23 protein-coding genes are annotated in these 20917 nt (G+C 71.5%); 13 read left to right on the forward strand and 10 right to left on the reverse strand.

Annotated features, from left to right (window positions below; all coding sequences use genetic code 11):
* Window positions 1-57: 57 nt before the first annotated feature.
* Complete coding sequence (locus tag ACFWV8_RS34745) at window positions 58-498, reverse strand: ATP-binding protein (RefSeq protein ID WP_384213813.1); 441 nt, start codon at window positions 496-498, stop codon at window positions 58-60.
* Window positions 499-786: 288 nt separating this feature from the next.
* A complete protein-coding gene (locus ACFWV8_RS34750) occupies window positions 787-1764 on the reverse strand; it encodes a hypothetical protein (RefSeq protein ID WP_384213814.1) in 978 nt (325 codons plus the stop codon).
* 107 nt (window positions 1765-1871) lie between these two features.
* Between ACFWV8_RS34750 and dapE the strand changes: the two genes are divergently transcribed.
* The gene (dapE, locus tag ACFWV8_RS34755; protein ID WP_384213816.1) at window positions 1872-2963 is read left to right on the forward strand and encodes a succinyl-diaminopimelate desuccinylase; all 1092 of its coding nucleotides are present in this window, start codon (window positions 1872-1874) and stop codon (window positions 2961-2963) included.
* A 135-nt stretch (window positions 2964-3098) separates the two neighbouring features.
* Window positions 3099-3848, forward strand: a complete 750-nt coding sequence (locus tag ACFWV8_RS34760) for a TIGR00730 family Rossman fold protein (protein ID WP_329382043.1) — start codon at window positions 3099-3101, stop codon at window positions 3846-3848.
* Between the two features lie 51 nt (window positions 3849-3899).
* Here the strand turns inward: ACFWV8_RS34760 and folP are convergent, their stop codons facing one another.
* On the reverse strand, window positions 3900-4772 hold the full coding sequence (gene folP / locus ACFWV8_RS34765; RefSeq protein ID WP_384213856.1) for a dihydropteroate synthase: 873 nt from the start codon (window positions 4770-4772) through the stop codon (window positions 3900-3902).
* Between the two features lie 146 nt (window positions 4773-4918).
* Between folP and ACFWV8_RS34770 the strand changes: the two genes are divergently transcribed.
* A complete protein-coding gene (locus ACFWV8_RS34770; protein WP_384213818.1) occupies window positions 4919-5272 on the forward strand; it encodes a DivIVA domain-containing protein in 354 nt (117 codons plus the stop codon).
* Window positions 5269-5865 carry a DNA-3-methyladenine glycosylase I gene (locus ACFWV8_RS34775; protein WP_384213819.1) on the forward strand — a complete coding sequence of 199 codons (597 nt, stop codon included), beginning with the start codon at window positions 5269-5271 and terminating at the stop codon, window positions 5863-5865. The genes ACFWV8_RS34770 and ACFWV8_RS34775 overlap by 4 nt, the downstream gene beginning before the upstream one ends.
* A gap of 31 nt (window positions 5866-5896) precedes the next feature.
* Here the strand turns inward: ACFWV8_RS34775 and ACFWV8_RS34780 are convergent, their stop codons facing one another.
* Window positions 5897-6697, reverse strand: coding sequence for an enoyl-CoA hydratase/isomerase family protein (locus ACFWV8_RS34780; protein WP_384213821.1), 801 nt, complete (start codon window positions 6695-6697; stop codon window positions 5897-5899).
* Between the two features lie 325 nt (window positions 6698-7022).
* Between ACFWV8_RS34780 and ACFWV8_RS34785 the strand changes: the two genes are divergently transcribed.
* Window positions 7023-7190, forward strand: a complete 168-nt coding sequence (locus ACFWV8_RS34785; RefSeq protein ID WP_003966491.1) for a DUF3117 domain-containing protein — start codon at window positions 7023-7025, stop codon at window positions 7188-7190.
* A gap of 104 nt (window positions 7191-7294) precedes the next feature.
* Here the strand turns inward: ACFWV8_RS34785 and ACFWV8_RS34790 are convergent, their stop codons facing one another.
* The gene (locus ACFWV8_RS34790) at window positions 7295-7960 is read right to left on the reverse strand and encodes a class I SAM-dependent methyltransferase (protein ID WP_329392268.1); all 666 of its coding nucleotides are present in this window, start codon (window positions 7958-7960) and stop codon (window positions 7295-7297) included.
* 154 nt (window positions 7961-8114) lie between these two features.
* Between ACFWV8_RS34790 and sigE the strand changes: the two genes are divergently transcribed.
* From sigE to ACFWV8_RS34815, 5 genes are all read left to right on the forward strand, one after another.
* Window positions 8115-8873 (forward strand): RNA polymerase sigma factor SigE, encoded by a 759-nt coding sequence (gene sigE, locus ACFWV8_RS34795; protein WP_329392267.1) that lies wholly within the window; start codon window positions 8115-8117, stop codon window positions 8871-8873.
* Window positions 8870-9754 (forward strand): anti-sigma factor family protein, encoded by an 885-nt coding sequence (locus tag ACFWV8_RS34800; protein ID WP_384213822.1) that lies wholly within the window; start codon window positions 8870-8872, stop codon window positions 9752-9754. The genes sigE and ACFWV8_RS34800 overlap by 4 nt, the downstream gene beginning before the upstream one ends.
* Before the next feature lie 89 nt (window positions 9755-9843).
* The gene (locus ACFWV8_RS34805; protein ID WP_384213824.1) at window positions 9844-11637 is read left to right on the forward strand and encodes a trypsin-like peptidase domain-containing protein; all 1794 of its coding nucleotides are present in this window, start codon (window positions 9844-9846) and stop codon (window positions 11635-11637) included.
* Between the two features lie 126 nt (window positions 11638-11763).
* The gene (locus ACFWV8_RS34810) at window positions 11764-12225 is read left to right on the forward strand and encodes a sec-independent translocase (protein WP_384213826.1); all 462 of its coding nucleotides are present in this window, start codon (window positions 11764-11766) and stop codon (window positions 12223-12225) included.
* A gap of 116 nt (window positions 12226-12341) precedes the next feature.
* Window positions 12342-13022 (forward strand): hypothetical protein, encoded by a 681-nt coding sequence (locus ACFWV8_RS34815; RefSeq protein ID WP_384213828.1) that lies wholly within the window; start codon window positions 12342-12344, stop codon window positions 13020-13022.
* Window positions 13023-13094: 72 nt separating this feature from the next.
* Here ACFWV8_RS34815 and ACFWV8_RS34820 read toward each other — a convergent pair whose 3' ends face one another.
* From ACFWV8_RS34820 to ACFWV8_RS34830, 3 genes are read right to left on the reverse strand one after another with little or no spacing between them, the layout of a single operon-like run.
* A complete protein-coding gene (locus ACFWV8_RS34820) occupies window positions 13095-14255 on the reverse strand; it encodes an Mrp/NBP35 family ATP-binding protein (RefSeq protein ID WP_384213830.1) in 1161 nt (386 codons plus the stop codon).
* 42 nt (window positions 14256-14297) lie between these two features.
* Window positions 14298-14909 carry a DUF1003 domain-containing protein gene (locus ACFWV8_RS34825; RefSeq protein ID WP_384213832.1) on the reverse strand — a complete coding sequence of 204 codons (612 nt, stop codon included), beginning with the start codon at window positions 14907-14909 and terminating at the stop codon, window positions 14298-14300.
* Entirely contained in the window at window positions 14899-16173 is a 1275-nt protein-coding gene (locus ACFWV8_RS34830; protein WP_329382017.1) for a magnesium transporter MgtE N-terminal domain-containing protein, read from the reverse strand. The genes ACFWV8_RS34825 and ACFWV8_RS34830 overlap by 11 nt, the downstream gene beginning before the upstream one ends.
* 302 nt (window positions 16174-16475) lie before the next feature.
* Between ACFWV8_RS34830 and ACFWV8_RS34835 the strand changes: the two genes are divergently transcribed.
* Window positions 16476-17189, forward strand: a complete 714-nt coding sequence (locus ACFWV8_RS34835; protein ID WP_384213834.1) for a hypothetical protein — start codon at window positions 16476-16478, stop codon at window positions 17187-17189.
* A gap of 16 nt (window positions 17190-17205) precedes the next feature.
* On the opposite strand, the gene ACFWV8_RS34840 is transcribed toward ACFWV8_RS34835, so the two are convergent.
* Window positions 17206-17733, reverse strand: a complete 528-nt coding sequence (locus tag ACFWV8_RS34840; protein WP_384213836.1) for a hypothetical protein — start codon at window positions 17731-17733, stop codon at window positions 17206-17208.
* Window positions 17734-17787: 54 nt separating this feature from the next.
* Window positions 17788-18903: a magnesium and cobalt transport protein CorA gene (locus ACFWV8_RS34845; RefSeq protein WP_329382009.1), complete on the reverse strand. Its 1116-nt coding sequence runs from the start codon at window positions 18901-18903 to the stop codon at window positions 17788-17790.
* Between the two features lie 468 nt (window positions 18904-19371).
* Here ACFWV8_RS34845 and ACFWV8_RS34850 point away from each other — a divergent pair, with 468 nt between their 5' ends.
* On the forward strand, window positions 19372-20013 hold the full coding sequence (locus ACFWV8_RS34850) for a suppressor of fused domain protein (protein WP_384213838.1): 642 nt from the start codon (window positions 19372-19374) through the stop codon (window positions 20011-20013).
* A 177-nt stretch (window positions 20014-20190) separates the two neighbouring features.
* A complete protein-coding gene (locus tag ACFWV8_RS34855) occupies window positions 20191-20829 on the forward strand; it encodes a DUF6758 family protein (protein ID WP_384213840.1) in 639 nt (212 codons plus the stop codon).
* Window positions 20830-20917: the final 88 nt, after the last annotated feature.

Below are 20917 nucleotides of genomic sequence, written 5' to 3' on the forward strand. Positions count from 1 at the left end.
GAGTACGTACTCCCCGAGCCCCTTCGCGTGTGCGCGTGCCTGCCGGACCGGCCCGGATCAGCCGAGCGGCAGGGTGCTGACGGGCAGCTTGTCGGTGGGCAGGCCGTTTCCGAGGGAGTCGGTCGGCAGGCCGTTCTCGGTGACGGACGCCGCCGCGTCACCGAGGGTCTGACCGGCGCCGCCGGCCGCGTCACCGGCCGCACGCTGGGCGACGGGGGTCGCGGACTTGGCGACGCCGCCGAGGGTCTTGCCGGCCGCCGGGACGGACGCGGCGATCGTCTCGCTGCCCGCCTCGCCCGCCAGCCCGGTCGCCGTCCGGGCGCCGTTGTCGAGCGTGTCACCGAGCGCGGCGCCGTCCAGCTGGGAAACACCACCGAGGTCGGTGGCCTGCGGGAGGGCTACTGCGCTGGCGGAGCCGGCCGCACCGACCACGGGGGCTGCGCCCGCCGCGATAAGCAGCGCGGCACGGGCGATCCGACGGGTCAGGGGGAGGGACATGATGCTCCTTCGACGGGAGAGGAAATTGTCGTGTCCAGCGATCGGACGCAGTGACAACCCCTCGAAGGGCATCCGAGGTTGCGGTGCGCGAGGGTAAAGAATTGGTAATGCGTCGCATTATCGGTTACGGATAAAAACGGTCAAACGATCCTCGGTGCGGAGATCTGGCGAACCGTCACTTCTCCTTTGTCGCAAGGGATTTGGTGACGGGCGTCGGAATGGCCGATTCGCGCCGCGCAATGCCGTCCCGATACGCCGGGACTACTTCGTTCGGGTGAGCCGGCCGTACTACTGCGCGATCCGCATTCGAACCGCGTTCCCACCGGATTTCTCCGGACCCGATTCACCGTCGGTCTTGCGCCAGCCCTGACCGGACTTCTCCACGCTCCACACCCGGTCTCCTACGGAGACCTCGGCGATCCGCAGATCGGCTGAGTGCGCCACCGCCCAGTGGGCGAGTTCCCAGCCGCGGGCCTCGTCCGAACCGCCGACCAGCACGGCCACCTCGGCCGGGCCCTTGGCGTCGGGCTGTCCCGCCGCCTCGCCGCCCGCCTGGCCCTCCCGCTCGCCGCCGCCGTCCGCGGGCGCGTCCCCGGAGCCGGCCTTCGGCAGGACCTCGGGCCCGAAGGCGCGCGTCAGAGCCGCCCGTACCTTCGCCGGATCGCCCGGTTCGCCGTCGCTCCCGCCCGTGCAGGTGAGCGTCGCGGCGGCCCGGCCGGTGAGCGCGGCGGACAGCAGCGTCGCGTCCGGCTCGTGCTTCGCGTACGCCTGCGGGAAACCGCTGCGCTGGACGCGCTGCGCCGCCTCCGTAAGAGGAAGCCGTGAGTAGCCGGGGACCTCGGCGAGTCCCGCGTAGAACTTCCCGGCCGAGTACACGGGGTCGAGGATCTGCTCGACCGTGCCCCAGCCCTTCGACGGGCGCTGCTGGAAGAGCCCGACGGAGTCCCGGTCGCCGTGGTCGATGTTGCGCAGCGCCGACTCCTGGAGAGCGGTCGCCAGGGCGATCGTGACGGCGCGCTCGGGCATGCCGCGCGTGGTGCCGACGGCGGAGATCGTGGCGGCGTTCGCGGCCTGCTCCGGACTCATCTCATACGTGGGGACGTCGCCGTCGGACGAGTCGGTGGCACGCGCGACGCAGCGCGGCGGGCCGCCGTCGCCGGGGACGAGGCGCACCACGAGGTAGCCGGCCAGCGCGAGGAGCACGGTGAACCCGGCCGCGATACGCAGGAACCGGCCGCGACGGGAGGGGGATGCGGTCTCGGACACGCCGCCCACCGTACCGGCCCCGCCTGTCGGCCTGGACCGGACCGCCCGGGGCCCGTCCCGGCCCCTGCCGCCCCCGCAGGACACGGGCCAGGCCGTAGGGTCTGGCCATGCCCGAAACGAAGCCTGGACCCACGCTGGACCTCACGCTGGACGCCCCGGAGCTCACCCGCCGGCTCGTCGACATCCCGTCCGTCAGCGGCGCCGAGAAGCCCCTCGCGGACGCCGTGGAGGAGGCGCTGCGCGCGCTGCCGCATCTCGCCGTCGAGCGGTTCGGCAACAACGTCGTGGCCCGTACGGACCTCGGGCTGGCCGAGCGGGTCATCCTCGCCGGGCACATCGACACCGTCCCGATCGCCGGCAACGTGCCCTCCAGGCTGGACGGGAACGGCGTCCTGTGGGGCTGCGGCACCACCGACATGAAGTCGGGCGTCGCCGTCCAGCTGCGCATCGCCGCGACCGTGCCCACGCCCAACCGCGACCTCACCTTCGTCTTCTACGACAACGAGGAGGTCGCCGCCGACCTCAACGGCCTCGGGCACGTGGCCGCCGCCCGCCCCGACCTCCTGGAGGCCGACTTCGCCGTCCTGCTCGAACCCTCCGACGCGCAGGTCGAGGGCGGCTGCCAGGGGACGCTGCGGGTCCACCTCCGTACGGAGGGCGAGCGGGCGCACTCCGCGCGGAGCTGGATGGGGTCCAACGCCATCCACGCCGCCGCGCCGATCCTGGCCCGCCTCGCCGCGTACGAACCGCGCCGCCCGGTGATCGACGGACTGGAGTACCGGGAGGGACTGAACGCCGTCGCGATCGAGGGGGGCGTGGCGAACAACGTCATCCCCGACGCGTGCACCGTGGTGGTCAACTACCGCTACGCGCCGGACCGGGGCGAGGCCGAGGCGGTGGCGCACGTGCGCGAGGTGTTCGCCGGCTGCGGGGTCCGGGAGTTCGTCGTGGACGATCACTCGGGCGCGGCCCTGCCCGGTCTCTCGCACCCCGCGGCGGCCGCGTTCATGGCGGCCGTGGGCGGCACCGCGCAGCCCAAGTTCGGCTGGACGGACGTCTCGCGTTTCGGCGCGCTGGGAGTGCCCGCGGTCAATTACGGCCCCGGGGACGCGCTGCTGGCCCACAAGCGCGACGAGCACGTGGCCGTCGAGCGGATCACACACTGCGAGAACAGGCTGCGGGAGTGGCTGAGTGCGTAGGACCCGTCCTGTCCGGCGGGGTGTGGGCGGCCGGTACGGCCGGAGGAGTCGGACGGACCGCCGGAATTTCGCCGGTTGTCACCTCCATGGATCTACGCTGGCCCGGAACTGGCACAGCAGCGGAGGGAGCAGTCCATGGGCAGTCCTGAGGAAGCACGGAAGCCGGACACGCAGCGTCTCGGGCCGGTGCTGCGTCGCCGGGACCAGGTGCAGCCGGGCACCACCGACCAGCGGCTGCTGGACACCGAGGGTGACTCCGAGTGGGTGCACACCGATCCCTGGCGGGTCATGCGCATCCAGTCCGAGTTCGTGGAGGGCTTCGGCGCGCTCGCCGAACTCCCCAGCGCCATCAGCGTCTTCGGCTCGGCCCGCACGCCCGTCGACTCGCCGGACTACGAGTCGGGCGTCCGGATCGGCCGGGCACTGGTCGAGGCCGGTTTCGCGGTGATCACCGGCGGCGGCCCCGGCGCGATGGAGGCGGCGAACAAGGGCGCGCGGGAGGCGAAGGGCATCTCCGTCGGGCTCGGTATCGAGCTGCCCTTCGAGCAGGGGCTCAACCCGCACGTCGACATCGGGGTCAACTTCCGTTACTTCTTTGTCCGGAAAACGATGTTTGTGAAGTATGCGCAGGGCTTCGTGGTGCTGCCCGGTGGCCTCGGCACGCTGGACGAGCTGTTCGAGGCGCTCACCCTGGTCCAGACCCGCAAGGTGACCCGCTTCCCCATCGTCCTCTTCGGGACGCGGTACTGGACCGGTCTCATCGACTGGCTGCGGGACACCGTCGTGGCACAGGGCAAGGCGTCGGAGAAGGACCTGCTGCTGTTCCACGTCACGGACGACGTGGACGAGGCGGTGGCGCTGGTGACCAAGGAGACCGGCAAGTAGCGCCGGGCCCCTGTCCGGCTCCGGCGGATCTCCGCACTTCGAAGACGCGGCCTAGGCCAGCCCCCGGCGGGCCACTGCCGGGGGCCGGTGGCCCGCGATCGACGCCACCATGTCCAGCACCTGCTTCGTCTCGGCCACCTCGTGCACGCGGTAGATCCGCGCGCCGAGCCAGGCCGAGACGGCGGTCGTCGCGAGCGTCCCGATCACCCGCTCCTTCACCGGTCTGTCGAGGGTCTCGCCGACGAAGTCCTTGTTGGACAGCGACACGAGCACCGGCCAGCCGGTCTCCGTCATCTCGCCCAGCCTGCGGGTCGCCTCCAGGGAATGCCGGGTGCTCTTCCCGAAGTCGTGCCCCGGATCGATCATGATCGCGTCCCTGCGGACGCCCAGCTCCACCGCCCGGTCGGCCAGCCCGAGCGTCACCCGGAGAATGTCATCGACCACGTCGTCGTACGCGACCCGGTGCGGCCGGGTCCGGGGCTCGGCCCCGCCCGCGTGCGTGCAGACCAGCCCCGCGCCGTAGCGAGCCGCGACCTCGGCGAGCGCCGGATCGACACCGCCCCAGGCGTCGTTGAGCACATCGGCGCCCGCCTCGCAGACGGCCTCGCCGACCTCGTGCCGCCAGGTGTCGACGCTGATCACCACGTCCGGGTGGCGCCTGCGTACCTCGGCGACGAAACCGACCGTCCGGCGCGCCTCCTCCTCGGCCGTCACCTCGTCGCCTGGCCCTGCCTTCACCCCGCCGATGTCGATGATCGCGGCGCCCTCGGACACCGCCCGCTCCACCCGGTCGAGCGCCGGCCGGTCGCGGAAGGTCGCGCCCTGGTCGTAGAAGGAGTCCGGGGTCCGGTTGACGATGGCCATGATCACCGGCTCGTACGGGCCGAACTCCCGCCGTCCCAGCCGCAGGGTGCCGTCGCTCATCCCCTGGTCACCGCCCGACTCCGCCTTGCGATCCACGCCACCGGACTCCGCTCCCTGATCCGCCCTGACCCAACCGACAGACCCTAACTGTCGGTCCCGCGTGGCACGATCGGCACCGGACGTTTTCCTGCCCCGGGGAGAAGCACGTGTTCCTGTTCTTGCTCATCGCGATGGTCGTGGTGGTGGCCTCGGTCACCCTCGCGGTGGTCGGCGGCGGCGACCGCGAGGTGCTGCCCGAGACCGCGCCCGAACTCCTCGTGGACCCGCTGCCCACGACACGCCCGGTGGGCCGGGCAGACATAGAGGCCCTGCGGCTGCCGGTCGCCCTCCGGGGCTACCGGATGGCGGACGTGGACGAGGTGCTCGCCAGGGTCGGCGCCGAGCTGGCCGAGAGGGACGCGCGGATCGCCGAGCTGGAGTCCACCCTCGCGGGCGCCCAGGCGGCGGCGGTCGGTGGGCCCGACCTCTTCAAGAACCCGGGCGAGGAGGACCCGCGGTGACCGACGGCGGAGCGGTGGCGGGCCCGGACGGCGAGCTGCGCTGTCCCTGGGGCCTGTCGACCGAGGACTACGTCAAGTACCACGACGAGGAGTGGGGCCGCCCCGTCCACGGCGACGACGCGCTGTTCGAGCGGCTGTGCCTGGAGGCGTTCCAGTCCGGCCTCTCCTGGATCACGATCCTGCGCCGCCGCGAGGGCTTCCGCCGGGCCTTCTCGGGTTTCCACATCCCGGCCGTCGCCGCCTTCACCGACGCGGACGCCGCACGGCTGCTGACCGACGAGGGCATCATCCGCAACCGCGCCAAGATCGACGCCACGCTCGCCAACGCGCGCGAGCTGGCCGGCTGGTCCGCCGGCGAACTGGACAGCCTCATCTGGTCGTACGCCCCGGACCCGGCGACGCGCCCGGTACCGAAGACGGTCGGGGACGTCCCGCCGGTCAGCGACGAGTCCACGGCGCTGGCGAAGGCGCTCAAGAAGCGCGGCATCCGCTTCGTGGGCCCCACGACCGCGTACGCGCTGATGCAGGCCTGCGGCCTGGTCGACGACCACCTGGCCGGCTGCCTGGTCCGCCGGCAGCTCGCCGACGCGTAGCGCCCGCCGGCCCGCCGGAGTCCGGGGTGGGTCAGCGGCCCACGTAGCGCGGCTTCGCCTTGGCGATGAAGGCATGGACCGCGATGCCGTGGTCCTGCGACGCGCCCGCCCGGTTCTGGAGTTCGTCCTCCTTCTCCAGCGTCTCGGCCAGCGAATGGCCGGCGCCGTACGCCAGGGACTCCTTCAGCGCCGCGTACGCCAGCGTGGGGCCCTCCGCGAGGGTCCGCGCGACCGTCGCCGCCTCGGAGGCGAGGTCTGCCGCGGGGACCAGCTTGTTGACGATCCCCAGCTCGTACGCCCGCTCCGCCGTGACCGATCGCGGGAACATCAGGAGGTCCGCCGCCCTGCTCCCGCCGATCAGCCGGGGCAGCGTCCACGACACGCCGGAGTCGGCCGTCAGTGCCACCCCCGCGAACGAGGTGTTGAAGGAGGCCGTGTCGGCCACCACGCGGTAGTCGCAGGCGAGCGCGAAGCCGAACCCCGCCCCCGCCGCCACCCCGTTGACCCCCGCCACGACCGGCTTCGGCATCTCGGTCAGGGCCCGCACGATGGGGTTGTAGTGCTCGCCGACGGTCCGCATGGTCCCGCCGCTGCCGTCGGCCGCGTCGGCCGCCAGGAGCGAGACATGCTCCTTCAGGTCCTGCCCCACGCAGAAGGCCCGCCCGGTGGCGGTGAGGAGCACGGCCCGTACGGCGGGGTCGTCCGCGGCGGTACGCAGCGCGTCCCGCAGGGCGACCTTGGCCGCGATGTTCAGCGCGTTCATGGCCTCGGGCCGGTTGATCGTGACGGTCGCAAGCCCGTCGCCCACCTCGTACAGCACCGTGTCGGCCATGATCGAATCTCCTCCGCGACTCTGACTGCCCGTCCAGCTCTCCTGTCGGGCCCCAGCATGGCGGAGATCACCGCAGGTCGGCATGTGACCTGCGTCAAAGAATCCACGGCCGCGCAGCCCTGAACAGCGGCGAAGTATCGCAGGCGGATCGCCGAATTGAGTCGTTTTGAGAGAGCGCGTTGCGTAAGCGATGCCGTCCGATGTTGGTCATCGGGTCCCGCCATGCGGGATAATGGCCTGGAAGCAATGTGTTCGATGCCGGTGACACAGCGCCTGTCATGGGGCCGCCGGCGGTGATGAGCTGGTTTCAGGAAGGGGAACGAGCATGGCGGCCATGAAGCCGCGGACGGGCGACGGCCCGCTCGAGGTGACCAAGGAGGGGCGGGGCATCGTCATGCGCGTTCCGCTCGAAGGCGGCGGTCGGCTGGTCGTCGAGCTGACCCCCGACGAGGCGGATGCGCTGGGTGACGCTCTGAAGAAGGTCGTCGGCTGACGCGGACAGAACGCGCACTCTCGTGCTGCCCCGTCGCGGACGTACCTCCGTGCCGGGGCAGCTTTATGCCGTTCCCCGCCTCGTGTCCTCCTACGGAAGGCGGGTCAGCGGCGTACGGCGCAGAGCAACCCGTCGCCCACCGGCAGCAGCGACGGCAGCAGCTCGTCCTGCATCTCCCGCACCGTACGCAGCAGCTCGCGCAGCCGCAGCACCTCGTGGGGCTGGGCCGCCGAATCGACCGTGCGGCCGTCCGCGAAGACGCCCTCGAAGCAGACGAGGCCCCCGGGCCGAAGCAGGCGCAACGATTCAGCCAGATAGTCGAGGCATTCGAGCCGGTCTCCGTCGCAGAAGACGAGGTCGTACCCGCCGTCGGCGAGCCGGGGGAGTACGTCGCGGGCCCGGCCGGGAATGAAGCGCGCGCGATTGTTGGTGAAACCGGCCGCGCGGAACGCCTCGCGGGCGAACTGCTGCCGCTCCGGCTCCGTGTCGACCGTGGTCAGCACGCCGTCGGACCGCATGCCGCTGAGGAGATAGATCCCGGAGACACCGGTGCCCGTGCCGATCTCCGCCACCGCCTTGGCGCCCGCCGTGGCGGCAAGCAGACGAAGCGCGGCGCCCGTGCCCGGTGACACCGAGCGGAGCCCCATGTCCCGGGCCCTGTCGCGGGCCCAGCGCAGTGCCTCGTCCTCGGCGACAAAAGCGTCGGCGAACGCCCAGCTTGTCTGCCGGTTGGCGGTAATGACCCTCTCCTGTCCCCGTAGTTGGCGCACCGGTGACTGTATCCGCTGCACGCGGGAACCCGCTGATGGGACCGGGCGTTAAGAAGGGGTGGGGGAACGCATGGATGAAGAGCTGGAACAAGACCTGGAACCGGTCGCAAATTCAGGCAAAGATTCTTATCCGGAGCTAACGGGCGAGGTAGCTATGGTAGGTGCTCCGCTGGACACCACCAGAGTCGATAGGGGAGGTGCGGCTGCGCCTGCGGATCGGGGAGGAGCGCTGAAGCGCTTTCTCAGGTCGGCCGGTGAGCCGAAATCCGTGACCAACTTCGCTGACCGTTCTCGCTCGACCGACTCCGCAGTTACGGCGACCTTCGCATCGGATGCGGAATCGCAGGCGTGGACGCCTCCCAGCTGGGAGGAGATCGTCAGCACGCACAGCGCCCGCGTGTACCGCCTTGCCTACCGCCTCACGGGCAACCAGCACGACGCCGAGGACCTGACCCAGGAAGTCTTCGTCCGGGTCTTCAGGTCGCTGTCGACGTACACCCCTGGCACGTTCGAGGGCTGGCTGCACCGCATCACCACCAACCTCTTCCTGGACATGGTCCGCCGTAAGCAGCGGATCCGGTTCGACGCGCTCGGTGAGGACGCGGCGGAGCGCCTGCCCAGCCGTGAGCCCTCGCCGCAGCAGGTCTTCCACGACACCCACTTCGACGCGGACGTGCAGCAGGCGCTGGACACCCTCGCTCCCGAATTCCGGGCCGCGGTCGTCCTGTGCGACATCGAGGGACTGTCGTACGAGGAAATCGCCGCCACGCTCGGTGTGAAGCTCGGCACGGTGCGCAGCAGGATCCACCGTGGCCGTTCGCATCTGCGCAAGGCCCTTCAGCACCGTTCCCCCGAGGCTCGGGCCGAGCAGCGCACGTTCGCGAGCGTTGCCGGGGAGGGCGGACTCGCGTGAGTGGCACAGGTCCGACCCCCGCGGAGCAGCACCTGGGGGACCGGCTCGCCGCCCTGGTGGACGGGGAGCTCGGTCACGACGCCAGGGAGCGTGTGCTGGCGCACCTCGCGACCTGCGCCAGATGCAAGGCGGAGGCCGACGCCCAGCGCCGGCTGAAGAACGCGTTCGCGCAGTCGGCGCCGCCGCCGCTGTCCGAAGGATTTCTCGCCCGCCTCCAGGGGCTGCCCGGCGGAGCCACCGAGAAGGACGAGGACGAGCCCCCGGGTCCGTTCGACGGTTCGGCGTTCGGCAACGGCGTCTTCGGAGTGCGGAGCGACGCGTTCGGCTACCGCCCGGCCGGGCCCCACGGGTCACCACTGCGCGGCGGCTCCAGCTCCGGTGCCGGCTTCAGGATCCACGAGGTCGGACGTGTCGAGGCCGAGCGCTCACCCTGGCGCGGCCGGAGGTTCGCCTTCGCCGCCGCGAGCGCGGTGTCCTTCGCCGCGATGGCCCTGGGCGGCGCGCTGCCCATGGGTGCCACGGCCGACACCGCCGCGCGCGGGGCCGGTGCGCCCAACAGCGTCACGCCGTTGACCAGGGCCACCACACCGCCCGGCAGCGCGACGCGGAGCAGGCAGGGCGGCGAGCGGGGTGCCATCCTTCCGCAGTCCGTCGACAGCGCGCCGGTGCTCGCTCCCGGCACGATGCAGGCACCGCTCACCCCCCACCCGTTCCAGTCGGCGGTTCTCATCCACTACCCAGGTGCGCCTTTGATACGTCCTACGGGCACGGCGTTCCAGATGGCCGCCAATCCCGGAACGACCACCCCCACCGCCACACCCGACCCCACCCACCTCGCCGCACCCACACAGCCCGGCCTGCCGCTTTCGCAGCGTCGGTGACAGGGTCCCTGCGCGAACATTCGTAAACCTGGTTGAATCCCTGCACGGGTGCCTGATCGGGGCACGGACGAGGCAGGTGCGGGGAGAGCATGGACGACGGCAAGGCCACCGGACCCAAGGCGAAGTGGTGGAGCCGCCCGGCTACGGGGCGCGCGATACCGCGGGACTCCGACGTACCGGAGCACCGGATCACTGAGGAGACGACGGAACTGTCGCCGGTCACCGATGAAACCCCCCAGGGTCCCGACCGGGCGCCGGTCACCGGACCCGCCGACGGCGTCCCCGAGCGAGCGGCCGGCCCGGAGCGGTCCTTCGACGCGGATCCGGATCCGGAGGACCATCTCCTCGCCCCGCCCGAGCGCACCCCTTCGGCGGTGAGCGCCACGGCGGGAGCGGGCACGCAGGGCCGCCCGCAGCCGCTGCACGAGCCCGACCCCTACAGCACACCGCCCTACGGCGGCCCCGGCCCCTGGGCGCCCGCGCCTCCCGTGCAGCGACCGGTGCCCACCCCGGCGGGAGGCACCCCCATCCCGCCGCAGCACTACACCGGGCAGACCGCCACGGCCGCCCCCGGCGCACCCCAGCCCCAGCCGGCCTCCGGGTACGGCGTCCCGCCCCAGAGCGCCCAGCATCCGATGCAGGGCCACCAGGGCCAGGGTCACCTGCCCCCGCCCCAGGGCCCGCACCCTCAGCCCAACCAGTGGCTCCAGTACGACCCCTGGGGCGCCCCCGGGCAGCAGGCCCTGTCCCACCCCGACCCGGGCGAGCCGCGGAGGAAGCGCCGCGGCATCGGCCTCGTCGGCGCCCTGGCACTCGCGCTCTGCGCCGCCGTCATCGGCGGTGGAGTCGGCGCCTACATCGAGCGCAACGGCGGCCTCACCAGCGTCGAACTGCCCCAGGCGGGCAACGACAGCGGCGGCCGTCCGGCCGACAGCGTCGCCGGGATCGCCTCCAGCGCCCTGCCGAGCGTCGTCACCCTCCATGTCAGCGGAGGCGGCGAGCAGGGCACCGGCACCGGCTTCGTACTGGACCGTTCCGGCCACATCCTGACCAACAACCATGTGGTCGACCCCGCCGGCGAGAACGGCGACATCTCGATCACCTTCAGCGGCGGCGAGACCGCCAAGGCGAAGCTCGTCGGCAAGGACAGCGGCTACGACCTCGCCGTGGTGAAGGTCACCGGCGTCTCCGGACTCAAGCCGCTGCCGCTCGGCAACTCCGACAACGTCCAGGTCGGCGACCCGGTGGTGGCCATCGGCGCGCCCTTCGACCTCCAGAACACCGTCACGGCGGGCATCATCAGCGCCAAGGAACGCCCGATCACCGCCGGCGGCGAGAACGGCGACGGCAGCGACATCAGTTACGTCGACGCCCTCCAGACCGACGCACCGATCAACCCGGGCAACTCCGGCGGCCCGCTGGTGAATTCGAAGGCCCAGGTCATCGGCATCAACAGCGCGATCCGCGGCGCCGACGGCGGCGGTACGCCGGACGGCGCGCAGGCCGGTTCCATCGGGCTCGGCTTCGCGATACCGATCAACCAGGGCAAGCGCGTCGCCGAGGAGCTGATCAACACCGGCAAGGCGTCGCACCCTGTGATCGGTGTCACGCTCGACATGGAGTACACGGGCGACGGCGCCAAGGTCGGTGCGAAGGGCGCCGGTGGCGGGCCCGCGGTGGAGGAAGGCGGCCCGGCGGCGAAGGCGGGCATCAGGACCGGCGACGTCATCACCGAGGTGGACGGCCAGCGCGTGCACAGCGGCGAGGAGCTGATCGTGAAGGTCCGCTCGCACCGCCCAGGTGACGAACTGGAGCTCACACTGACGCGCGGAGGTAAAGAGCAGACCATGACTCTGGTGCTCGGCAGCGCGGAAGGCAGGTGAGTGCCGAATGAAGGTACCGTCCGGCCAGGTTCGCCGGGTACCGTGGAGCGGCCCGAGCCTCGACCCACCACAGGCCAGGCCGACGAGGTCTCGCCCGCGGGCACGGAGAACACAAGGAGCAGCTAGGTGTTCAATGACATAGGCGCGCTTGAGCTGGTGACGCTCGTGATTCTCGCCGTGCTCGTCTTCGGCCCGGACAAGCTGCCCAAGGTCATCCAGGACGTCTCCCGTTTCATCAGGAAGGTGCGCGAGTTCTCCGACAACGCCAAGGAGGACATCCGTTCCGAGCTGGGACCGGAGTTCAAGGACTTCGATTTCGAGGACCTCAACCCGAAGAAGTTCGTCCGGAAGCAGCTGTCGGAGCATGAGGACGATCTCGGGCTGAAGGAGATCCGCAGCAGCTTCAACCTCAAGAAGGAAATCAACGAGGTCGCCGACTCGGTCCATGGCAGGGATGACTCGACCGGCGCAAACGACACCCCGGCGCCCAGCCTGTCGAAAAGCCCCTCCGGCACCGCTGACCTGCTCAAGAAGCCCGAGAAGCCCCAGCAGGCCGATCGTCCGCCTTTCGACGCAGACGCCACCTGAGCCCCACCCTGCCCGGCCAGTCGGTAACGGGTGGCTATCCTCCATCTGTCCGGTGGTGAGACGTCCGTGAGGGCGGGCCGCTCCGGACTCCGAGATAGAGGAGGCGGTCCGGACAGATGGAGACGACAAGTCGGGTAGGGGCCCATGGCCCGGCCGGCACGGCGGATGGAGTGTCGGGAGCCCGGCGTACGGTCGAGGGCTATCTGCGGGCGAACTTCCCCTGGTACGGACTGGACGACGCGTTCACCGGCCCCCGATGGCTGATGCAGGTGGGCAGGGCGGCGGACGGCACCGTCCAGCACGGTTCCACGGGACATGGTGACGAGCCGTCGATAAGACCGGAGGCGCCGGGCGCGGAGAAGGAGCGCTTCGCCGCGGTCATCACGGTCGCCGCGAGCCCCGTACGCCACAGCGGCGACGGCACGGGCGTCCTCGACGCCACGACGGTGTCCTCGGCGGCCTGGCTGGCCGGTTCGGCGCTGCTGCTGTCGGCGTGGCCCGTACAGCTCGACCATTCGCTGCGGGACGACTGGCTGGACCAGCAGACCGAGACGGCCTTCGCGCTGGCCGACGATCTGAACGGCTCCGCCTGGTCGGTACTCTCGCTCCCCGTGGACGGGGTGCCGACACCGTTCCACTACCGCGAATCCGAATTCGGCTGGGTGCTCGCGGGCTCGACGGGCCCCGGAGAGGCGGCCGGGAACGGGGTGCACATCGGTGCCTACGGGCGCGGCATGAGCGCGTACGGCCTCGGCTTCTCGGTGATCGGGGACATCAACACGTACGTCTCCGCGTAGCCGCGCGGTCTCATGTGTGAGGGGCGCCCGCCATTGGCGGGCGCCCCTTACACACGGGTGGCTGTCAGAGACTCAGAACTTGTTGCGCGGCGTCAGCCCCAGCGTCATGCCCGCCAGACCGCGCTGCCGCCCGCCCAGCTTGCCAGCGATCGAACGCAGCGCCGCACCCGCGGGGGAGCCGGGGTCGGAGAGCACGACCGGCTTGCCCTCGTCGCCGCCCTCCCGCAGCCGTACGTCGATCGGGATCGAGCCGAGCACCGGCACCGAGGCGCCCGTGGTCTTCGTCAGCCCCTCGGCGACCCGCTGGCCGCCGCCCGTCCCGAAGACGTCGACGATCTCGTCGCAGTGCGGGCAGGGCAGGCCCGACATGTTCTCGACCACGCCGACGATCTTCTGATGGGTCTGCACCGCGATGGAGCCGGCCCGCTCGGCGACCTCGGCGGCGGCCTGCTGCGGGGTGGTGACCACCAGGATCTCGGCGTTCGGCACGAGCTGCGCCACCGAGATCGCGATGTCGCCCGTCCCCGGCGGCAGGTCCAGCAGCAGCACGTCCAGATCGCCCCAGAACACATCGGCGAGGAACTGCTGGAGTGCCCGGTGCAGCATCGGTCCGCGCCACACCACCGGCGAGTTGCCCGGGGTGAACATGCCGATCGAGATGACCTTCACGCCGTGCGCCGACGGCGGCATGATCATGTTCTCGACCTGGGTGGGCTTGCCGTCGGCCCCCAGCATGCGCGGCACGCTGTGCCCGTAGATGTCCGCGTCCACGACGCCGACCTTCAGACCGTCGGCGGCCATCGCCGCCGCCAGGTTGACCGTCACCGACGACTTGCCGACGCCGCCCTTGCCGGAGGCCACCGCGTACACGCGGGTCAGCGAGCCGGGCTTGGCGAAGGGCACCTCACGCTCGGCCGTACCGCCGCGCAGCGACGTCGCGAGCTCCTTGCGCTGCTCGTCGCTCATCACGTCCAGCGTGACGTCGACCCGGGTGACGCCGGCGACCGAGGCGACCGCCTCCGTCACGTTCGTGGTGATCGTCTCGCGCATGGGACAGCCGGACACCGTGAGATAGACCGTGACAGCCACCGCGCCGTCCGCCCCGATATCGACCGATTTCACCATGCCGAGGTCGGTGATCGGCCGGTGGATCTCGGGGTCGTTCACCGTCGCCAGTGCTGCGCGCACCGCGTCCTCCGCGGGAGCGACGGTCCCGTGCGTGTCGGTAGCCATAGGGAGATGGTACGGCGCGGCGCGCACGCCCAGGAAAGCGCGTCAGCGCTCCGGGTGGTCTGGTTCGTCACGTCCGCGCGTCCGGTCCGCGGGCAGCAGCACCTGCTGCTCGGCCAGGTCCCGTACGAGGTCCTGGAGCTCCGAGCGGATCCAGTCGCGGGTGGCGACCTCACCGAGCCCCATCCGCAGCGAGGCGATCTCGCGGGTCAGGTACTCGGTGTCGGCGATGGACCGCTCGTTCTGCTTGCGCTCCTGCTCCTGGGTGACCCGGTCCCGGTCGTCCTGGCGGTTCTGTGCCAGCAGGATCAGCGGGGCCGCGTACGAGGCCTGGAGGGACAGCATCAGGGTCAGGAAGATGAACGGGTACTCGTCCCAGCGCAGTTCCTTCGGCGCGAAGACGTTCCACAGCACCCAGAGGATGATGATCAGCGTCATCCAGACGATGAAACGGCCCGTCCCCAGGAAGCGCGCGATCCGTTCCGAGAACCGGGCGAAGGCCTCGGGGTCGTACTCGGGCAGGAACCTGCGCCTCGGCGTACGCGGCTGGTCGAGCCGTCCGCGCGGCCCGCGCGGCGGTGCGCTCGCACCCGAGACCGCGGCGGCCCGTTCGGCCCGTTCCCTCGGCGACTGACCCTCCGGGCGCTCAGTGGCCACTCGTGGCCTCCTCCGCGCCGTTGAACCCGGTCTCCCGCCAGTCGTCCGGCAGCAGATGGTCCAGGACGTCGTCGACGGTCACGGCGCCGAGCAGCGACCCGCTCTCGTCCACGACCGGCGCGGCGACCATGTTGTACGCGGCGAGATAGCCGGTGACCTCGGGCAGGGGCGTGTCCGGGGCCAGCGGCGGCAGATCGCTCTCCACGATCGAGCCGACGAGCATGAACGGCGGTTCGCGCAGCAACCGTTGGAAGTGGACCGTGCCCAGATACTTGCCCGTCGGTGTCTCGTCCGGCGCCCGGCACACATAGACCTGGGCGGCCAGCGCGGGTGAGAGATTCTGCCGGCGCACCCGGGCCAGCGCGTCGGCGACCGTCGCGTCCGGCCGCAGCACGATCGGCTCGGTCGTCATCAGGCCGCCCGCCGTCCGCTCCTCGTACGCCAGCAGCCGCCGTACGTCGGCGGCGTCGCCCGGCCGCATCAGCGCCAGCAGCCGCTCCTTGTCCTCCTCGGGCAGCTCGGAGAGCAGGTCCGCCGCGTCGTCCGGGTCCATCGCCTCCAGGACGTCCGCGGCCCGGTCGTCCTTCAGCTTGCCCAGGATCTCCACCTGGTCGTCCTCCGGCAGCTCCTCCAGGACATCGGCGAGCCGGTCGTCGTCGAGGGCGGCGGCCACCTCGGCGCGGCGCTTGGGCGACAGATGGTGCAGCACATTGGCCAGGTCGGCGGGGCGCAGCCGCTCGAAGGTCGCGACGAGATTCTCCGCGCCCTGGCCGTCCTCCTCCAGCGTGAAGCCGGTGACCGCCGACCAGTCGAGGGTCAGCGTCTCGCCGCGCCGCCGCAGGGCGCCGCTCTTGCCGTGCCGGACGAAGACCTTCCCGATCTCCCACTCGCGGCGGGCGGGCAGCTGCTGGACGGCGACATCGAGGACGGTCACCTGCTCGCCGCTCTCCACGAGCTGCACGCGGCGGTCGAGCAGCTCGCCCAGGACCAGCCGCTCCGTGGGGCGCTGCTCGAAGCGCCGCATGTTGACCACGCCCGTCGTGATCACCTGGCCCGACGCGACGCCCGTGATGCGGGTCATCGGCAGGAAGATCCGCCGCCTGCTGAGGACTTCGACGACCATGCCGAGCACGCGCGGCGGCCGGCCGCCGACCCGCAGCATCGCCACTAGGTCGCGCACGCGCCCCACCTGATCGCCGTTGGGATCGAAGACCGGCACCCCGGCGAGGTGCGAGACGAACACCCGGGAAGCGCCCGACGCCATGATGCGCTCCTCCCTGCCCGCGACCGCCCCTGCCGTGCCGGTGGCCTTGCCCGTGACTGTCCCCGTATGGACCGCGACAACGGGTTCAGGCTAGCCCGTCCCGCTCCGTGCCGCCCTGGCGGATCCGTCCGTACGGTACGGGCGATCCGTCGCCGGGGCTCGTTGTCGATGGGCCCGCGCGGCACGGGTACGCTGCGGTCTGCCGTCCCCCGCCGTGCATGAGAGGCAGTGCGTTCGTGACCCTTTCCCGGTCCCTTGCCCGTCTTGGCCGGGCCGCGTTTCCCGTGGCTCTCTGTGTCGGGATGAGCCTCGCGCTCACGGCGTGCGGCGGCGACGAGGATCCGGACGCGGGCACCAACGGCGTCGGCAAACTGTCGCCCGCCGGGATCGAGAAGAAGGCGAAGACGGCGGCCGAGAGCGCGGACGCCGTGCGCCTTGCGGGCACGGTCGTCACCGACGGGCAGACCTACAAGCTCAACATGTCGCTCAAGGAGGCCGGCGGGACCGGGTCGGTCAGCTCCGAGGCCCTGGGCACGTTCGAGCTGCTGCGGGTCGGGGACGAGCTGTTCCTGAAGGCGGACGCCGAGTTCTGGACCCACCCGGACGGCAAGGGCGGTGAGGGCGAGGGGGACCCGCCCAGCAAGGCCGACGCCGAGGCGGCGGACAAGCTCGACGACAAGTACGTGAAGGTCCCCGAGGACGATCCGTCCTACGACCAGCTGCGCGGCTTCACCGACAAGGGCGTGCTGCTCGACGGGCTGCTGGGACTGCACGGCAAGCTCGGCAAGGGCGACCGCCCCCAGATCGGCGGCGTACGCACCATCGAGGTCAACGGCGACGAAGGCGCGGGCGGTTCGCTGAACGTCTCCCTGGAAGGCACGCCGTACCCGCTGCAACTGGCCCGCGCGGGCGGCGCGGGAACGCTCACGCTCAGCGACTGGGGCAAGGACTTCCCGCTGAAGGCGCCCGCGAAGGGCGAGACGGTGGACTACGGCACCACGCTGCCGAGCAGCTGAACCCGCCCGTACGGGCTCAGCCCTTTTTCTTCCCGCGCTTGAACAGCAGGCGCGGCACGGCCGCCGGGGCCGGCCGGCGCGTCGTCGCCGGTGTCGGCAGCGGCGCCGCCGCCTGCGAGCCGTGCGGCAGGTCGGTGATCGCGTCGCGCGGCTCCAGACGCAGCACACGCGACTCGCGCGCCCACCGGTCGGTCATCTCGTCGAAGTCCGGCGCGTTCAGCCGCTTGCCTTTCAGCTCGGCGACAGCCGTCTCCCACGCCTCCGTACGAGGAGCGAGTTCGGTCACGGAAGCGGTCCAGGCCACGAGCCGCCCGCCCTTGTCCTTGCTCCGTACGGTCACCTCGGCGGTGGAGCCGTCCACCAGCCCCGGCAGCGGCTGCTCGCCGTCGCCGTCCCCGACGACCAGCGCGGCGCCGTCCAGCCAGACATGCCACAGGGCACGGGCGGGACCGCCCGCCCGCACCCAGATGAGGCCGGACTTCTTGGTGGCCTCCTCGACGAGCGCTTTGCCGAGGAGCGGGGAGCCGGGCACGGTTTCTGTCATGCCCGGCAGCCTAGGCCCTGTCCGGCGGGCCTGTGTCGGGCCTCCTACGGCCTCCTACAGCCACCCGTTGCGCTTGAGCATCCGGTGGATGGTGAGACAGACGACGGCGATGCCGCCCAGCACCATCGGGTAGCCGTACTTCCACTGAAGCTCGGGCATGTGCTCGAAGTTCATGCCGTAGACGCCGCACACGGCCGTCGGTACGGCGATGATCGCCGCCCAGGACGTGATCTTGCGCATGTCCTCGTTCTGCGCGACGGTCGCCTGCGCCAGATTGGCCTGGAGGATCGAGTTCAGCAGCTCGTCGAAGCCGACGACCTCCTCGTGCACCCTGGCCAGATGGTCCGCGACGTCCCGGAAGTACTTCTGTACGTCGGGCTCGACCAGCCGCATCGGACGCTCGCTCAGCAGCTGCATCGGCCGCAGCAGCGGTGCTACGGCCCGCTTGAACTCCAGCACCTCACGCTTCAGCTGATAGATCCGCCCCGCGTCCGAGCCGCGCGGGCTGCCCTTCGCGGGCGCCGAGAACACATCGATCTCGACCTCGTCGATGTCGTCCTGTACGGCCGCGGCCACCGCGATGTAGCCGTCCACGACATGGTCGGCGATGGCGTGCAGGACGGACGAAGGCCCCTTGGCCAGGAGCTCGCTGTCCTCCTCCATCCGGTGGCGCAGCGCGCGCAGCGAGCCCTTGCCGCCGTGCCGCACGGTGATGACGAAGTCCCGGCCGGTGAAGCACATGACCTCGCCGGTCTCCACGACCTCGCTGGTCGCCGTGAGCTCGGCGTGCTCCACGTAGTGGATGGTCTTGAAGACGGCGAAGAGGGTGTCGTCGTACCGCTCCAGCTTGGGCCGCTGGTGGGCGTGCACGGCGTCCTCGACGGCGAGCGGGTGCAGCCCGAACTCGGCCGCGATACCCGCGAATTCCTCCTCGGTCGGCTCGTGGAGGCCGATCCAGGCGAACCCGCCGCCCCGTCGCACCTCCAGCATCGCCTCGTGCGGGGTGAGGCACGGCTCGTCCTTCACCCGCCGGCCGCCGCGGTAGACGGCGCAGTCGACGACGGCGCTGGAGGCCGAGGGGTCGCGCGTGGAGTCGTACGTGCTGTAAGGGGTGCTGCTCTTGCGCAGTGACGGACGGACCGCCGCACGCAGGTCACGGATCATCGACATGGCTGGCTCCTCCCGGAGAGGCCGTCGGCGGGGCGTGGCGCAGCCCGGAACGGGGACGTGAGGCGCGTACGTACCGAATCGGGACCGAGACGGCGTGAGAACGACGCGGCGCGCGTACGTCCGCAAAGCGGGCGGCACCGCGAGGACGCGGTGACGGCATTCGCTACAGACAGGCAAAACAGAGCTGGTGCGATGCTCTTCCGTCGTGCGACAAGCCGCGGGCCTGTACGGGGCAGGGCCTCAGACGAGAGAGGCGGTACAGCGCGAGGAAGAGCGGCTGGTACTGGCCGGGTGACTTCGATCCACCGCAGCCCCACCTCCTCCGGCCGGTCCCCCGTAGGGGACGACGTATGTCGGGACTGGAAGGCGACGCGTTCCGCGCGCTGTCCCGACCGGCGGCCCAGACTAGCAGCCGATCGAGGCCAATTTGGTCTCTTGCCCGTTAAGACGGCGTTCTATGCTCGCCGGATGGCAGAAGTTCTCTCTCTGGTCGAGGCACAGCTGCGTACGGCGCTGGGCGAGCCCGACGCGCGCGCGGCGATGACGTTCGTGGGCACGGACCGGGTCGAGGTCCTGCGGTTTCTCGACCCGGGGGACCGGGAGAGCGAAGGTGACTCCGCCGGCTCCGGAGGCGTCGGCTCCGGCGGCGCCGTTGTGCGGTACGCCACGCTCGGGATGTCCGCGCGGCCGATGGCCGACCCCACGGTCGTCGTCCCCGACCCGGCCCGGGGGCCGCGCGCCGAGCTGATCCTGTCGGTACGGGCCGGGCTCGCCGACACCGACAAGGTGCTGCGCCCCCTCGCCGTACTGGCCGCGTCGCCCCAGGTCGAGGGGTTGGTGGTGACCGCCGGTGCCTCGCTGGAGGTCGGCGAACCCCTGTGGCCCGGCGCGCCGTTCAGCTCCGTGCTCGTCGCGGAGTCCGGCGGGCTGGTCCCCGATCTGGAGCTGGCGGCTCCGCTGGATCCCGTACGGTTCCTGCCGCTGCTCCCGATGACGGCCAACGAGGCCGCGTGGAAGCGGGCGAAGGGCGCGCAGGCGCTCCAGGAGCGGTGGCTGGCGCACGGGACGGATCTGCGCGACCCGCTGCGCGGCTCGGTGGCGCTGGACTGAGGCCGCGGCCACCGGCGTCGTACCGTGCCGCGCCGGCGCCGTACGCACGCCTCTGAACGCCGTACGCCGCCGTGAGGAGACCCCCTCTCGTACAGGCCGCCGGTATTTGCCGCCGTTCTGTGCCGGAGGGGTGATCGTCCTTGACGGGGCGTCGGCCGGGGAGGACCGTTGGGCGCTATGAGGGGCGAACCAGGTTGCCCGAAGTGCGGTGGCCGGGTCAGGGCGCCCGGTCTCTTCGCCGACTCCTGGCAGTGCGACATCCATGGCACCGTCCATCCGTTGCAGCCGGTCATACCGCCCAGCGTCGAAGCCCTCGGGGTCGTGGTGAACCGCGCCCGCGTCCCCGTCTGGATGCCCTGGCCGCTCCCCGTCGGCTGGCTCTACACCGGCGTCGCCTACGCGGGCGACGACCGCAGCGGCGGCCGGGCCACCGCCGTCGCGTGCTCGGGCCCCGGCCCGCTCGGCGGCCCGGGAGAACTGCTGCTGGTCGCCGAGGAGCTCGGCGTCGGACTCGGGGCGCGCTACGCCGGGATCGACGGCCCCGACCCCGGCCCGCACATCCGCGCCGACAGGCCCCCGCACGCCAAACTGCTGGCCGCCGGCCGCCCCACCCCGCTCTGGCACGTGGCCGACGCACCGCCCGACCGCGCGGTCTTCGCCGGTGAGGCCCTCGGACTCTGGCTCTGGGCGATCGTCTGGCCGGAGCAGACGGGGCTGCTGATGTACGACGAGCTGGTCCTCACCGATCTGCGGGACGCCGGCGCCGAGGTGGATCTGCTGCCGTGCGGGGCGCTCTCCCCGCGTCTGCTGAGCTGACCGCGGGCCGGCCGGACCGGACCGCGCGCGGGTTCGAACGTTCGGGACGCCTTCGAACGCCCGTTATCCTGGAGCGTCCCCTGCCCTT

It is taken from the genome of Streptomyces sp. NPDC058665 (assembly GCF_042714995.1).
In the GTDB taxonomy this organism is placed as follows: Bacteria; Actinomycetota; Actinomycetes; order Streptomycetales; family Streptomycetaceae; genus Streptomyces.

Coding starts and splice junctions, on each gene's coding strand:
- ACFWV8_RS34745 (WP_384213813.1), bottom strand. CDS start 498: ATGTCCCTCCCCCTGACCCGTCGGATCGCCCGTGCCGCGCTGCTTATC.
- dapE (WP_384213816.1), top strand. CDS start 1,872: ATGCCCGAAACGAAGCCTGGACCCACGCTGGACCTCACGCTGGACGCC.
- ACFWV8_RS34760 (WP_329382043.1), top strand. CDS start 3,099: ATGGGCAGTCCTGAGGAAGCACGGAAGCCGGACACGCAGCGTCTCGGG.
- folP (WP_384213856.1), bottom strand. CDS start 4,772: ATGAGCGACGGCACCCTGCGGCTGGGACGGCGGGAGTTCGGCCCGTAC.
- ACFWV8_RS34780 (WP_384213821.1), bottom strand. CDS start 6,697: ATGGCCGACACGGTGCTGTACGAGGTGGGCGACGGGCTTGCGACCGTC.
- ACFWV8_RS34785 (WP_003966491.1), top strand. CDS start 7,023: ATGGCGGCCATGAAGCCGCGGACGGGCGACGGCCCGCTCGAGGTGACC.
- sigE (WP_329392267.1), top strand. CDS start 8,115: ATGGTAGGTGCTCCGCTGGACACCACCAGAGTCGATAGGGGAGGTGCG.
- ACFWV8_RS34805 (WP_384213824.1), top strand. CDS start 9,844: ATGGACGACGGCAAGGCCACCGGACCCAAGGCGAAGTGGTGGAGCCGC.
- ACFWV8_RS34815 (WP_384213828.1), top strand. CDS start 12,342: ATGGAGACGACAAGTCGGGTAGGGGCCCATGGCCCGGCCGGCACGGCG.
- ACFWV8_RS34820 (WP_384213830.1), bottom strand. CDS start 14,255: ATGGCTACCGACACGCACGGGACCGTCGCTCCCGCGGAGGACGCGGTG.
- ACFWV8_RS34830 (WP_329382017.1), bottom strand. CDS start 16,173: ATGGCGTCGGGCGCTTCCCGGGTGTTCGTCTCGCACCTCGCCGGGGTG.
- ACFWV8_RS34835 (WP_384213834.1), top strand. CDS start 16,476: ATGAGCCTCGCGCTCACGGCGTGCGGCGGCGACGAGGATCCGGACGCG.
- ACFWV8_RS34840 (WP_384213836.1), bottom strand. CDS start 17,733: ATGACAGAAACCGTGCCCGGCTCCCCGCTCCTCGGCAAAGCGCTCGTC.
- ACFWV8_RS34845 (WP_329382009.1), bottom strand. CDS start 18,903: ATGTCGATGATCCGTGACCTGCGTGCGGCGGTCCGTCCGTCACTGCGC.
- ACFWV8_RS34850 (WP_384213838.1), top strand. CDS start 19,372: ATGGCAGAAGTTCTCTCTCTGGTCGAGGCACAGCTGCGTACGGCGCTG.
- ACFWV8_RS34855 (WP_384213840.1), top strand. CDS start 20,191: ATGAGGGGCGAACCAGGTTGCCCGAAGTGCGGTGGCCGGGTCAGGGCG.